General features: G+C 67.7%; 10 protein-coding genes. 5 read left to right on the forward strand and 5 right to left on the reverse strand.

What is annotated here, in order from left to right:
- Positions 1-43: 43 nt before the first annotated feature.
- Complete coding sequence (locus AC07NF_RS15310) at positions 44-2014, reverse strand: calcineurin-like phosphoesterase C-terminal domain-containing protein (protein WP_494629255.1); 1971 nt, start codon at positions 2012-2014, stop codon at positions 44-46.
- A 309-nt stretch (positions 2015-2323) separates the two neighbouring features.
- Here AC07NF_RS15310 and AC07NF_RS15315 point away from each other — a divergent pair, with 309 nt between their 5' ends.
- From AC07NF_RS15315 to AC07NF_RS15325, 3 genes are all read left to right on the forward strand, one after another.
- Positions 2324-5341, forward strand: coding sequence for a TonB-dependent receptor (locus AC07NF_RS15315; RefSeq protein ID WP_494629252.1), 3018 nt, complete (start codon positions 2324-2326; stop codon positions 5339-5341).
- A gap of 108 nt (positions 5342-5449) precedes the next feature.
- Complete coding sequence (locus AC07NF_RS15320; protein WP_494629248.1) at positions 5450-6205, forward strand: DeoR/GlpR family DNA-binding transcription regulator; 756 nt, start codon at positions 5450-5452, stop codon at positions 6203-6205.
- Between the two features lie 106 nt (positions 6206-6311).
- Positions 6312-6698, forward strand: coding sequence for a MerC domain-containing protein (locus AC07NF_RS15325; protein ID WP_494629245.1), 387 nt, complete (start codon positions 6312-6314; stop codon positions 6696-6698).
- Here AC07NF_RS15325 and AC07NF_RS15330 read toward each other — a convergent pair.
- Together AC07NF_RS15330 and AC07NF_RS15335 are read right to left on the reverse strand one after the other, a co-directional pair.
- Entirely contained in the window at positions 6695-7588 is an 894-nt protein-coding gene (locus tag AC07NF_RS15330; protein ID WP_494629241.1) for a nucleoside hydrolase, read from the reverse strand. The genes AC07NF_RS15325 and AC07NF_RS15330 overlap by 4 nt on opposite strands.
- Positions 7585-8241, reverse strand: a complete 657-nt coding sequence (locus tag AC07NF_RS15335; protein ID WP_494629237.1) for a phosphoribosylanthranilate isomerase — start codon at positions 8239-8241, stop codon at positions 7585-7587. The genes AC07NF_RS15330 and AC07NF_RS15335 overlap by 4 nt, the downstream gene beginning before the upstream one ends.
- An 80-nt stretch (positions 8242-8321) precedes the next feature.
- On the opposite strand from AC07NF_RS15335, the gene AC07NF_RS15340 reads away from it, so the two are divergent.
- Positions 8322-9134: a PfkB family carbohydrate kinase gene (locus AC07NF_RS15340; RefSeq protein ID WP_494629234.1), complete on the forward strand. Its 813-nt coding sequence runs from the start codon at positions 8322-8324 to the stop codon at positions 9132-9134.
- Here AC07NF_RS15340 and AC07NF_RS15345 read toward each other — a convergent pair.
- Together AC07NF_RS15345 and AC07NF_RS15350 are read right to left on the reverse strand one after the other, a co-directional pair.
- Complete coding sequence (locus AC07NF_RS15345) at positions 9115-9483, reverse strand: VOC family protein (RefSeq protein ID WP_494629230.1); 369 nt, start codon at positions 9481-9483, stop codon at positions 9115-9117. The genes AC07NF_RS15340 and AC07NF_RS15345 overlap by 20 nt on opposite strands.
- Before the next feature lie 79 nt (positions 9484-9562).
- Positions 9563-10816: a NupC/NupG family nucleoside CNT transporter gene (locus AC07NF_RS15350; RefSeq protein WP_494629227.1), complete on the reverse strand. Its 1254-nt coding sequence runs from the start codon at positions 10814-10816 to the stop codon at positions 9563-9565.
- A gap of 199 nt (positions 10817-11015) precedes the next feature.
- Between AC07NF_RS15350 and AC07NF_RS15355 the strand changes: the two genes are divergently transcribed.
- A complete protein-coding gene (locus AC07NF_RS15355) occupies positions 11016-13370 on the forward strand; it encodes a TonB-dependent receptor (RefSeq protein ID WP_494629223.1) in 2355 nt (784 codons plus the stop codon).
- Positions 13371-13408: the final 38 nt, after the last annotated feature.

The following is a 13408-nucleotide window of genomic DNA, read 5'->3' on the forward strand; positions in this document are numbered from 1 at the left end:
AATCAAGGCCCACCACCCCGGTCGGTTGAAATCAGCGTCTCGGCTACTGGTTTTTGAACTTGTCCCAGTGTTGGAAGTCGAAGGTTGGCTTCAGGGGAGCGTTGCGGACCTCGAACACCAGGGTGTCGCGGGACGGTTCGCCCTGGTCGCGGGTGACCGTGACGACCGCCGTGTGCATGCCCTCGGCCAGGTCCTTGGGCAGGTCGTAGCGCCAGATGTGCGGCGAGTGGTCGGCGCGCGAGCCGCGCGGCTGCGGCGGCATCGGCGGCAGGCGCTTCTGGCGGCCCTGGACGTAGCCTTGGGTCTCCGGATCGCCCGAGCGGCTCTGGATCGCCGCGCGGGCCATGGTCAGCTGGCGCTGCAGGGCGAAGGGGTCCGAATAGGCCGAACCGCTCAGGACGCGCTCGCCCTTCATCTCCTGGGTGCGGGTCATCGGAGCGGGCGCGCCGCCGTCGACGGCGACCATGACCTTGGTCGTCGAGTCGCCCATCCAGACGTCGGCGGTCAGCCAACTGCCCTGAAGGTCGGCGGGCGAGAGCAGCTTCACGTCCGGCAAGTCCTGGACGCTGAGCGGCGGGACGGGGTCACGTTTGTCCTCGGGCGCGTCGCGCCACGCGAAGATCTTGTCGGCCCAGTCGCGGAAGCGCGGGGTGCTGACCGACAGCCACATGGCCCGGTCGCGCGGCAGGCCGCTGGCGCGATAGTCCAACGTGTAGTCGGTCCCGGTCACCGCGAAGTCGACATAGCCGCGCGGCGAGCCGTCGCCCTGGATGCTCATCGGCGTGCCGTCGATGTCGTAGTCGCCGCCCCACCAGTCGCCGGCCACCGCGCCGGCCACCAGGTGGCGGAAGGGGATGGTGGTGACGCCGATCGTGTCCTTCCAGCCGCCCATCGAGTCGCCGGCCGCCAGGTTTTCCAGTGTGTGGCTATGGCCGGTCAGGGACAGGGCCGGGCGGCCTTTCACCAGGGCGTACAGCCGGTCCATGTTGTCGGTCTGGTGCGGCTGGGACTCGGCGTTGTCGAAGCCGGCGAACGGGATGTGGGCCGCGAACACCACCAGCTTCTTCGGATCGGTGGTCTTCAGCACATTGGCGATGAAGGTCATCTGGTCGGGCAGCAGGCGGCCGTTATAGGTCTTCCAGTACTGCTTGCAGAACGGCCGCTCGCGCGCCTCGTCCGGGTCCTCGCCGCAGGGGAACGAGACGTTGTCCAGCACGATGAACACCGCCTGGCCCATCTCGAACGCGTAGTTGTTGGGGCCGTACGACCGACGCCAGGTGTCGGAGCTGTCGATGTCGTGGTCGGCGTCGTGGTCGTAGTCGTGATTGCCCTGCACCCACCACTGCGGAATGCCCAGCACGCCCATCACCTCGGCCGTGCGCGGCAGCAGGTTCAGGTCGTCGCTGACGATGTCGCCCAGGGCCAAGAGGCAGGCCGGCTTCTTGGGCGCATTGACCAGTTCGCGCACCAGGGAGTCCCGGACATAGCCGACCTCGATGTTCGACGCCGGCTGGACGTCGCCCAGGACGGCGCATTCGAAGTTCTGACCGGTTTGTGTGGGAATGATCGGAAAGTTGATCGAAACGGGCAGCGGGCCGGTCGGCGGCAGGCCGCCGTAACGCAGCGCCTTGGGCGAGCCCTTCGGCTTGTGCTGGTAGGCAAACTGCGGAACCCAGCGCGCATCGGTCGGCACGCGCCAGCCGCTGGGCTGGATGACAAACACCGCCATGTCGGGACGGACGGGCAGGGCGTAGTGGCCCGCCTTGTCGGTCACCACGACGTCCAGGCTGTTGGAGACCTTCACCCCCGCCACGCCTTGCTCGCCCGCGTCGAGGCGGCCGTTGCGGTTGGTATCGTCGAACACCACGCCCGCAATGGTCTTGCTCGAGACGCGGCCGTCCCGGCGCACGTCGATCTTGGCGAAGTAAGGCGACGCCGCGCTCTGCGCATGGGCCGCGCCGCCCAGCAGGCTGGCCGCCAGCAACATGGCGATCGGCAGGGAAGTCTTGGTCACGTGAAGCCCCTTCGTCCGTGAGGTCCGGCCCGTTCTGGCCGACGTCTGACACAGCTGGATGAACCCCACGTCCCCTGCCGCGCGAGGTGAGCGTTTCACCGCGCCGCAACCTGGGTCTGTGAGAGGTTCTGAGGGTTTGTGGTCAAAATGCCCACATAGTGCAAACGAAACTCTCGTGACATGAACATAAAATCCACAAATGTCACAACACATCCACAAACTGCGCTTAAGGGAGACGTCGACGAGGGGGCGGCGACCGTGGAAGCGGCGTCAGGACTCGTCGGGCACAATTTCTCGGGAGAGCAGGTCGTGAGGCATCAAATTCCAGCCGGGCGTCGCTGGCGCGGCATGATGGCGCTGAGGGCTCTGGCCCTGGTCGGCGCGAGCATCCCCATGGTCGCCCTGATGGCGACGCCGGCGGCGGCCGAAGACTACACCAACGTCCAGGCCTCGGGCCGCGTACAGGGCGCCGATGGCAAGCCGATCGCCGGCGCGACCGTGCGGGTCACCTCGGAAGCCCTGGGCGTGAAGCGCTCGGCGGTCACCAACGCCAGCGGGGCCTATGTGATCCCGCAGCTGGCGCCGGGCGCCTACGCCTTCGCGGTCACCGCCGCGGGCTATGACGACTATGCCGAGCAGGGCGTGGCGATCAGCCGGTCGGGCGCGTCGAACCAGTTTACCCTGGCGCCGGCCGGCTCGGTCGAAGCCGTGGTCATCAAAGCCGGCCGCATGCGCACGCCGGACTTCGAGATCACCACCACCGGCGCGGCCATCGAGATCGGCGAGCTGGCCGAACGCGTGCCGGTCGGCCGCTCGCTGCGTGACATCGCCCTGATGTCGCCGGGAGTCGTGCAGGGCTCGTCCTCGGCCAACGGCAACTTCGCCAACCAGATCTCGATCTCGGGCGCCAGCTTCATCGAGAACGCCTTCTTCGTGAACGGCCTGAACATCACCAACTTCCGCATGGGCCTGCTGCCCGTGGAAGTGCCGTTCGACTTCTACAAGTCGGTGGAAGTGAAGACCGGCGGCTATCCGGCCGAGTTCGGTCGTTCGACCGGCGGCTTCGTCAACGCCATCACCAAGTCGGGCACCAATACCTTCCACGGCGGCCTGACCGCGACCTGGGAGCCGGGCGACCTGCGCGACAGCGCGCCCAACACCTTCCGCAACAACTACCAGGACGCCACGGTCGAGCGCGAGGAGTGGGTGGCCGAGCTGGGCGGGCCGATCATCAAGGACCGCCTGTTCTTCTACGGCCTGTACAACCAGCGCAAGCTGAAGACCTTCACGCCCCAGGCCACCGGCAACAACGCCACCCGCGTCAGCGACGACGCGCCGTTCTGGGGCGGCAAGCTGGACGGCTGGCTGACCTCCAAGCAGCACCTGGAGTTCACCTATTTCGACACCACCAAGGACGTGCGGAACCGCAGCCTGAACTACGACCCGACCACCAAGACGGTCGGCGCCGAGACGGGCGGCACCAACCAGCGCTCGGGCGGCGAGAACTATATCGGCCGCTACACCGGCACCTTCACGCCCTGGTTCACCCTGTCGGCGGCCTACGGCGTCAACAAGTTCCGCGACGGCCAGCTGCCGCTGGACACCACGCACGAGCAGGTCGTCGACTACCGCAGCAACACCGCCGGCGTGAACATCGGCCTGAACAAGGTCACCGACGCCCAGTCGTTCAACGACGACAAGCGCACGTTCTATCGCGCCGACGCCGACTTCAACTTCGACCTGTTCGGCGCTCACCACCTGCGAGTCGGCTACGACCACGAAGAGAACACCGCGACCCAGTTCTTCGAGACGATCGGCCGGGGCGCCTTCAAGCTGTACCGCTCGACCGGCTCGGACCAGAGCAACCTGCCGGCCGGCGTCGAGTACGTGACCACTCGCGTCTATCGCAACAGCGGCAGCTTCAGCACCGTCAACCAGGCGTTCTACGCCCAGGATCAGTGGTCGCTGCTGGGCGACCGCCTGCAGGTCGAGGCCGGCATCCGCAACGACCGCTTCGACAATCGCAACGCCGACAACTCGACCTTCTACGATCCGGGCAACCAGTGGGCCCCGCGCCTGTCGGTCTCGGGCGACCCCTTCGGCGACGGCAAGTCCAAGCTGTACGGCTTCTTCGGCCGCTACTACCTGCCGCTGCCCAGCGATCTGTCGCTGAAGTTCGCCGGCTCGCTGGTGACCTACACCCGCTACAACCGCCTGGACGGCGTCGGCGCCAACGGCGATCCGACCATCGGCGCGGCCATCACCACGGCCAATGGCGTCTCGGCCTGCCCGGACACGGGCGTGTCGAACTGCCTGGTCTCGGCCTCGGGCCTGGTGGCCGACACCGCCGAGTCGATCGCCCATAACCTCAAGCCGCAATCGGCCGACGAATATGTGCTGGGCTACGAGCGTCGTTTCGGCGACCTGATCAAGGTGGGCGCCTACTTCACCCACCGCGAGCTGAACAGCATCGTCGAGGACGTCGCCATCGACACCGGCGCGCGCGCCTACTGCATCCGAGCCGGTTTCAGCGCCGCCCAGTGCCAGTCCAGCTTCGGCGGCGGCCGCCAGTGGGTGATCGTCAATCCGGGCGAGGACGTGAAGATCCGCCTCAACAGCCTGCCGGACGGCTCCAAGCCGGTCGTGACGCTGTCGGCCAAGGACCTGACCTATCCCAAGCCCAAGCGCGACTACAACGCCCTGACCGCCACCTTCGACCGCGCCTTCGACGGCAAGTGGTCGCTGTCGGGCTCGTACACCTGGGCCAGCCTGAAGGGGAACTACGAGGGCGGCGTGCGCTCGGAGAACGGCCAGACGGCGATCAACACCACGGCCGACTTCGACAGCCCGGGCTTCCTGAACGGCGCCGACGGCTATCTGCCCAACCACCGGGCCCACACGTTCAAGGCCTATGGCAGCTACGCGGTCAACAAGTGGCTGACCCTGGGCGGCAACGGCCTGGTCCAGTCGCCGCGCAAGTACAGCTGCATGGGCATCGTGCCCAAGGACGTCGACGCCACCGCCTACGGCTACCAGGGCTACGGCTTCTACTGCCAGGGCAAGGTGGTCGAGCGCGGCTCGGCCTTCGACGGCGACTGGGTCACCCAGTTCAACGCGTCGGCCGTGGTGACTCTCCCGACGCCGGGCGACCGCCTGGACGCCACGCTGCGACTGGACGTGTTCAACATCTTCAACTCGCACGCGGTCACGGCCTACCACGAGTTCGGCGACGTCGGCGGCAGCGGCGTGGCGGACACCAACTTCCGCAAGCCCGTCGAGTACCAGACCCCGCGTTATGCGCGGATCCAGCTGCGCGTCGCTTTCTAGCGACCGCTCGTCCCCGGCCGGTCACCCCATCCCCGCCGGCCGGGGGCGCACTTCGATACACCGGGACTCACGGCATACTGTCGTCAGACCCGCACAGACGGACCAAGAATGCTCAAACGCTACGATCGTCAGCGCGACATCCTGAACCTGCTCGAGCCCAACCAGACGCGCGCGATCGCCGATATCGCCAAGGCGTTGTCGGTGTCCGAGGAGACCATCCGCCGCGAGCTGCGGGTGATGGAGGAGAACGGGACGATCGTGCGCCTGCACGGCGCGGTCCGCCTGCCGCCGCAGGAGATCGAAGGCCCCTTCGACCTGCGCATGCAGAAGAACGTGACCGGCAAGACCCGCATCGCCGAGGCGGTGGTCAAGTTCATCGCCGACGGCGACACCCTGTTCCTGGACAGCGGCTCGACCTCCTGCTTCGTGGCCAAGGCGCTGGCCGAGCACCGCCAGCTGAAGATCATCACCAACTCCCTGGCCGTGGCCCAGGCCGTGCGCAAGGACCGGGGCCACACCCTGTTCCTGGCCGGCGGCGAGCTGAACGCGGCCTACCAGTCGTTCTCCGACCGCCATGCCCAGGACTTCGTGGCCGGCTTCCGGCCCAGCCTGTCGGTCCTGACCGTCGGCGCGGTGAGCCTGGAACACGGCCTGATGGACCATTCGCCCAGTGAAGCCCTCATGAGCCGCATCGCCTATTCGACGGCCAGCCGGGTGCTGCTGGCGGTGGACCAGGGCAAGTTCGGGCGCGTGGGCCTGGTGCACACCGCGGCGCTCAAGGATGTCGATGTCCTGGTCACCGACGCCCCGCTGGCGCCCGGCTTCGAGGAAGGTTTCGCCCACGCCGAGGTGGTGATCGCCTAGGCGTGCGACGTCGGGCCGCGTGGAAAATCACCGACGCGGCCTTGCAATGTTATAATATAACAATATCTGAGCTGCCGAGGCCGTAAGCGTAGACTCGGAGCTTTCCATGACCCCGTCCCAAGCCAAGGCGCTGGACCTGTCCGCCGTCGGCCTGTCCGCCCTGTGCCTGGTCCACTGCCTGGCCTTGCCGGGGCTGGCGCTGCTGTTGCCGGTGCTGGGTTTTTGGGCCCAGGCCGAGTGGGTCCACGTCGTTTTCATCCTGGTGGCCGCGCCGGTGGCGGTGCTGGCCTTCATTGATCTCAAGACCTGGCGGCCGCGCTCCGGGCCGATGATCGCGGTCGCGGGCGCGGGTCTGGCCCTGATGCTGGCCGGGGCGCTGGAGTTCCCCGTCGCCGGTTATGAGCGCCCGCTGACGGTGCTGGGCGGTCTATTGCTAGCCGGCGCGCACGTCGCCAACTGGCGTCGGCGTGGGCACGTCTGCCAGGACTGCTAGGCTACCGTTTCGCGGAAGTGCCGGGCCAGCGCCGGACCGTCGGCTCGCAGGCGCACGCTGATCGCGGGGCCGCTATCGGCCCAGGCCGTCTGGCCCAGGCGCTCGCCCGAGGTCGTTACCGACACGGGACTGACGCGGGTCTCGAACAACTCCGGCCGAGTCAGGCTGACCAGGGCCGCGACGTCGTGCAGTACGCATCCGTCCAGCCGTTCATAGGCCTTGGCGTAGCCGCGCGTGACGTCGTGCGCGAAGCGGCCGGCCTCGCCTTGTTCGGCCAACGCGCGAGCGTCGGCGTTGGTCAGGACGCAGGACATCGTCGCGTCCAGCGGGACCAGGGTGACGGGCCACGATGCGGCCAGCACCTCGGCGGCGGCTTCGGGATCGTTGTGGATATTGGCCTCGGCGAAGGGGGTGACGTTCCCGGCCGCGAAGGCCCCGCCCATGATCGTCACGCCCGCGACCAGGTCGGCGATGTCCGGCGCGGCGCGCAGGGCCAGGGCCAGGTTGGTCAACGGACCTATCGCGACGATCGTGATCTCGCCAGGGCGCGCGCGGACCAGGTCGATGATCCGGTCATGCGCCGCGCCGGAAGCGGCCGGCGACAGGATGACATCGGACAGGTCGATGTCGCCCAATCCGTTCTCGCCGTGGACATGCGTCGGCGACGGGCCGCGCGAACGCTTCATCGGCTTGTCCGCGCCCCGATACACGGGCGCCGACAGGGCGAGGCGCGCGCGCAGCCACAGGGCGTTGCGGGTGGTGGTCTCGACGTCGGCATTGCCGAACACCGTGGTGATGGCCAGCAGCTTCAGGTCAGGGCGGGCGCGCAGGTAGAGCAGGGCCAGGGCGTCGTCGACGCCGGGATCGGTGTCCAGGATCAGCAAGCTCATCCGTAGACCGCGCGGCAGACCGCCTCGCACTTGGCCAGGTCGAAGGCGCCGTCGGAACGCACGCCCGACTCCATGTCGATCCAGTAGAGCGCCCCTTCTGGCGCGGCGATGCGGGCCAGGATCTCGGTGACGGTGTCGGGACCGATGCCGCCGGAATAGCCGCAGAACGGACCCTCGGCCGGCGGCGGAGCCGGCCAGCGGTCGGGGCGCGCGCCGGTGCCGAACGAGACGTCGTACAGCCAGTCGACGCCGGTCTGGTTCAGGGGGAAGGCGGCCGAGCACTGCAACACGGCTCGCACGCCCAGCCGGCGGCCATAGTCGCGGGCGGCGGCGACCTGGGCCGGGGTGCTGCCCTTGAAGCTGTGATTGACCTGCACGCGCTGGATCCCAGCCGGGGGCAGGGGCGCGGTCAGCGGGCTGGCGGCGATGGCCTTGGCCGCGTCGCCGCAGACATGGGCCGCCCAGCGCAGTTCGCGCGCGGCCAGCAGACCGTCGCGGATCTCGGCGGAGGGAAAGAGGGCGCTGTCCTCCTCCTGAGCCGGATCGACCAGCACGCCCCACTCGATCGGATAACGGGCCGACAGCGCCTTCAGGCCGGGCAGCAGCTCGAGGCGGTCGACGCCGGTGAACGCGATGAAACTGGGCGGCTGCATGGGGCGATCCGAAGGTCAGAATGTCCTTGCAAACTAACTAGTGAAACGTTTCAGTCAAGTCGTTGAAACGAGGTGAGCGGATGGTGCGGGTAGCGGTCGCGGGCTTCGCGACGATCGACTACGTGGTGCAGGTCGAGGGCGTCTTCACCGGACGCGGCACGCGGCTGATGCGCGAGGCCGCCTGGCCCCGCGCAGGCGGGGCGGCGCTGTACGCCAGCGCGGCCCTGGCGAAGGCCGGCGTGGCCGCCGCGCCCCTGACCTGGGTCGGCGATGATGCGGACGGTGAGGCCTATCGGGCGACCTGTGTCTCTGACGCAGGCGTCGCGGTCATGCCGAACGCCCCCTCGACCCGGTGTCTGCTGATCTACAATGTCGACGGGACCTACGGCTGCCTGCTGCGGCCGGGTCCCGCCGAACTGACCGAAGCTCAATTGCGCCTCGCCGCCGGCGCCGAATGGCTGGTCATCGCCGCGGGTCCGCCGGACATCACTGCCCGGCTCCTCGACCTCGACGGTCCGCGCCTGGCCTGGATCGCCAAGGACGATCCGGCCTGCTTCCCGGCCGAGCTCGTTGCGCGACTGACGGCGCGGGCGGAGGTGATCTTCTGCAACGCCGGCGAACGCGCCTGGCTGGAGAGCGGTCGCATTGCGCCGAGGCCAACCGGCCAGATCCTGTTCGAAACGCGCGGCGCCGACGGCGTCCATGTCGAGGCGGGCGAGACCTTCGACCTGCCCGTCACGTCCCTGACTGTGGACGATGCCACCGGCGCCGGCGACACCTTCGCTGGCGCGGCCCTCGCGGCGCTGATCGCCGGCGCTCCGCCGCGCGCGGCGGCGGAGGCTGGGATCGCTGCGGCGCGCGCGCTGCTGGCGGTTAGGCCGTCCGGTACTTGAAGAGCCCCAGGCTGTTGCCCTCGGTATCCTTGGCGTAGAAGAACGAGCCCACCGGGATCTCGATGACGTCCGAGACGACCTCGCCGCCGCCCTGGCGGACCCGCTCCATGGCGTCGCTCAGCATATCGGTCACGGCGAAGTGGGTGGTCGCGCCGCCGCCGTTCGTCGCTGGCTGTCCGGGATAGATATGGCCCGGCGCATGCCCGCCTTCGGCATGTGGCAACATCCAGATCGGATTGGGGCCGCCGTCGGCTCGGGTCACTTCGCCCTGCAGCAGGGTCTCGTAGAACTTGCACGCACGCTCGGGATCCGAGGCGGGGATTTCGGTGAAGACGATTTGCGCGGTCATGGGCTTGTTCCCTCTCCAGGTTGAACACGCCATTCCTTCCACACCGCTCCTGACAGCCTGCTGGCAGGAGTGATGGTCGCTAGCCGCTGATCACCCCCATGATCGTCGCCGTCAGGCACGTGGTCAGGAACGCCGCCGCCAGGGCCTTGAAGCCCAGCTCGACGACTTCCCCGACCTTCTCCGGAGCCATGGACGACAGGCTGCCGATCAGGATGGCGACGCTGCCGACATTGCCGAAGCTGCCCAGGGCGTAGGTCAGGATCAGCAGGCTCTTGGGTGACAGAGCGCCCGGCGGCAGGGCCATCATGTCGCTGTAAGCCACCACCTCGTTAGCGGCGACCTTGGTCCCGAGGATCGCGCCGACGGCTTGCAGGTCGCTGAGCGGCGCGCCAGTCAGCCAGACGATCGGGGTCAGCAACCAGCCCAGGATCCCGCCCAGCGTCAGGGGCGCTCCAGCATGGGGAACGGCCGCCAGGCCCATGTTGATCAGGGCGATCAGGCCGACGAAGACGATCAGCAGGCCGGCAATGTTCAACACCATCTTCACCGCGTCCAGCGTGCCGAAGGTCAGGGCTTCCAGGCTGCTGCGATAGGGGCTGGTCAGCACGATGGGTTCGCTGGTCGCGCTGGCCTCGCCGGGAATGATCAAGCGCGCCATGCCGATCGCCATCGGGGTGCTGATCAGCGAGGCGATCAGCAGGTGGCTGAAGGCGTCGGGCACCTTGGCGGCGATCAGCGAACCCAGCACGATCATCATCGAACCGCCGATCACCGACAGGCCGTCGACCATGATGATGAAGATCTCGGCGCGGGTCAGGCGGGGCAGGAACGGCTTGATCAGCAGCGGCGCCTCGACCATGCCGAGGAACACGCAGGCCGAGGTCGAGACCCCGACCGGGCCGCTGACGCCGAACAGCTTTCCGAACGCCCAGGCCGCCGCGCGGACAATGACGATCAGCACCTTCCAGTGCCACAGCAGCGCCGACAGCGCTCCGACCAGCAGGATGGCCGGCAGGGCCTGGAAGGCGAAGATGAAGGCCGCGCTGGGGTCGGCCATGCTGAACGGCGCACGGCCGCCGCCCAGATAGCCGAACATGAAGCTGGAGCCGGCCTTCGACGCGGCCTGCAGGGCGTCGACGGCGTGGGTGGCGGCGGCGAAGCCGGCGGTGATGGCCGGGACCTTGGTCAGCAGCAGGGCCAGCGCGATCTGGCAGGCCAGGCCCACCAGCACCGGCCGCCAGGGCAGGGCGCGCTTGTTCTCCGACAGCAGCCAGCCGATGCCTAGAAAGGCGACGACGCCCAGCAGCGCCCGCGCGGTTTCGTTGTCCGGCATGTCCCCTCCGACGGCGATGGCGGGAGCTTATAGAGTGAAACGTTTCAAGGAAATAGCATCATATCACCCCTGCCTAAGCCGTGGGCAGAGAGCGAACACCCCGCCAGTGTGATGAAAATGTCATTGAACTCGAATATGAAACGTTTCACTAAATCGTACCGACACCGCCGAGAGCGGGTCGCCTGAAGGGGGCTTGAGTATGAAGACGTCCATCTGGCTGGCTTCGAGCGCGCTTTGCCTGGTCATGGCCGCGCCCGCCATGGCGCAGCAGGCTGCTCCGACCACTGACACCATCGACGAGGTGGTGGTCACCGCCGAGCGCTTCGGCTCGGGCTTGGCCCGCGCCACGTTCACGATCGGCGCCGAGGACATCCAGGAGCGTCCGCTGGGCGCCGAGATCACCCAGGCCCTGGTCAAGGTTCCGGGCGTGCAGGTCTCGACCGGCGACAGCCGCGGCGGCAGCTTCTCGTTCGAGATCTACATGCGCGGCCTCAGCGACGAGCAGGTCGGCCTGACCCTGGACGGCATCCCTACGGGCGACAGCCGCTTCAACGGCGGCTCGCCGCCGCAGCGCTTCATCGAGAGCAGCAACGTCGGCAAGATCACCGTCTCGCAGAGCGCCGGCGACATCGGCGCGCCGTCGCGCTTCGCCCTGGGCGGCTTCATCGACTTCGTCACCGACGCGCCGCGCAAGGACTTCGGCGCGACGGTCGAGGCGGGCCTGGGCTCGTTCGATTTCCGCCGCATCTATGGCCGCGTCGACAGCGGCGAGATCGCGCCGGGCCTGTCGGGTTACTTCACCTACTCGCACCAGGAGAACGATGTCTGGGCCGGCCGCACCAGCCGGGGCAGCGAGCGCGACCACTACGAGCTGAAGGTCGTCAAAGACTTCGACAACGGCTCGTTCCTGAAGGGCCGTGTCTCGTACAACGACCAGACCGACAACGACTTCAACATCGTCACCAAGGGCGAGTTCGAGGCCGCGCCGCGCAGCGACCGGGCGCTGGACGCCATCACCGGCATCCCGGCCAAGGACATCGACTTCGGCGGGGCTCTGGGCGGCTGGCGCAAAGACTGGCTGGCCTATGCCAACAGCCACTTCGTGCTCAGCGACGCGATCAGCTTCGACGTCAATCCGTACTACCAGACCCTCAAGGGCGAATCCTTCCGCTATCAGGACCGCCAGCGGGTGCTGACCGGCGGCGATCCGCGCGCGGTGACCGGCTACAACGCCAATGGCGGGGCGGTGCGTCCGACCTTGACCACCATCCGCAACAGCAATGTCGTCGGCGGTCCGGCCGACATGCGCGTCACGCCCCGCGACCGTGATCGTTATGGCGTGACCGGCGAGCTGAAGGCCAAGTTCGGCAATCACAGCCTGAGCTTCGGCGGCTGGTGGGAAGGCGGCGACTCCACGGAGAAGCGCAACTTCTATCCGATCATCAACTCGGCCCAGAGCATCGCCTACGACCGCAGCAAGCTGAACTATGTCGAGTACGAGCGCAGCGCCTCGGTCGAGACGACCATGCTGTACGCCCAGGACGAGTTCCGCGCCTTCGACGACAAGCTGAAGGTCGATCTGGGCGTCACCTGGTACGACGTGAAATACGACGCCAAGTCGCCGCTGGAATACAAGGCCAACGTCAAGTTCTCGCAGCACTCGGACATCAATCCGAAGCTGGGCGCGACGTACCAGCTGGCTGACGCCTGGGAGCTGTTCGGCGGCTACGCCAAGAATTTCGCCGGTATCCCGGAAGACGCCTTCCTGGGCTCGACGGCGGTGATCAATCCGAACGATCTGACCCCGGTCTCCACCGAGAACGTCGACCTGGGCCTGCGCTACGTGAAGCCGAACATGGCCTTCTCGATCCAGGCCTATGACGTCGACCTGAAGAACAATGTCGGCATCGTGCCGCGCGATCCGACCGCGACCCTGGACCCGCAGGAAGTGGTCCGAGGCAACGTCGCGACCAAGGCGGTCAACATCGCCGGCATCAAGACCAAGGGCGTGGAGCTGACTGGCTATTACGACTTCGGCGTCGTCGACCTCTACGGCTCGTACTCGCACCAGGACGCCAAGCACGACAACCCGGCCGTCGGCAGCGACGCCCGCAAGGCCCTGGCCGCCGTCGCCGTGATCGGCGGGGCCGGCGTGCGCGACATTCCCAAGGACAGCGTCTACGGCCAGATCGGCTGGAAGCCGCTGCCCGGCCTGAAGATCGACGGCAATGTCCGCTACGTGGGCAAGCGCGTCGGCGGCCATATCGTCGCCCCGACCACCTTCCAGGAACTGGGCGTCGAGATGCTGGACGCCTACACCCTGGTCGGGCTGACGGCGACCTATGACCTGAAGCGCGCCGGGGTGCCGGACCTGCGCTTCCAGTTCAACGTCGATAACCTGTTCGACGAAAAGTACATCGGCGCGGTCAGCGGCTCGACGGCCACCCAGCCGGAGTTCGGCTACACCGCCGCCACCCCGAACGCCCGAACGCTGGACCGCTACTTCGTCGGCGCGCCGCGCACCTACACCCTGTCGGTGCGGGCGCGGTTCTAGGATCAGGTTCGGGGGCGTCTTCTCCCCTTGTTAGGCGC

This window comes from Caulobacter sp. GW821-FHT10A06 (assembly GCF_059415805.1).

Excerpts from the sequence above, each read along its gene's own strand:
- AC07NF_RS15320 (WP_494629248.1), top strand. The coding sequence starts at position 5,450 with ATGCTCAAACGCTACGATCGTCAGCGCGACATCCTGAACCTGCTCGAG.
- AC07NF_RS15325 (WP_494629245.1), top strand. The coding sequence starts at position 6,312 with ATGACCCCGTCCCAAGCCAAGGCGCTGGACCTGTCCGCCGTCGGCCTG.
- AC07NF_RS15330 (WP_494629241.1), bottom strand. The coding sequence starts at position 7,588 with ATGAGCTTGCTGATCCTGGACACCGATCCCGGCGTCGACGACGCCCTG.
- AC07NF_RS15335 (WP_494629237.1), bottom strand. The coding sequence starts at position 8,241 with ATGCAGCCGCCCAGTTTCATCGCGTTCACCGGCGTCGACCGCCTCGAG.
- AC07NF_RS15340 (WP_494629234.1), top strand. The coding sequence starts at position 8,322 with ATGGTGCGGGTAGCGGTCGCGGGCTTCGCGACGATCGACTACGTGGTG.
- AC07NF_RS15345 (WP_494629230.1), bottom strand. The coding sequence starts at position 9,483 with ATGACCGCGCAAATCGTCTTCACCGAAATCCCCGCCTCGGATCCCGAG.
- AC07NF_RS15350 (WP_494629227.1), bottom strand. The coding sequence starts at position 10,816 with ATGCCGGACAACGAAACCGCGCGGGCGCTGCTGGGCGTCGTCGCCTTT.
- AC07NF_RS15355 (WP_494629223.1), top strand. The coding sequence starts at position 11,016 with ATGAAGACGTCCATCTGGCTGGCTTCGAGCGCGCTTTGCCTGGTCATG.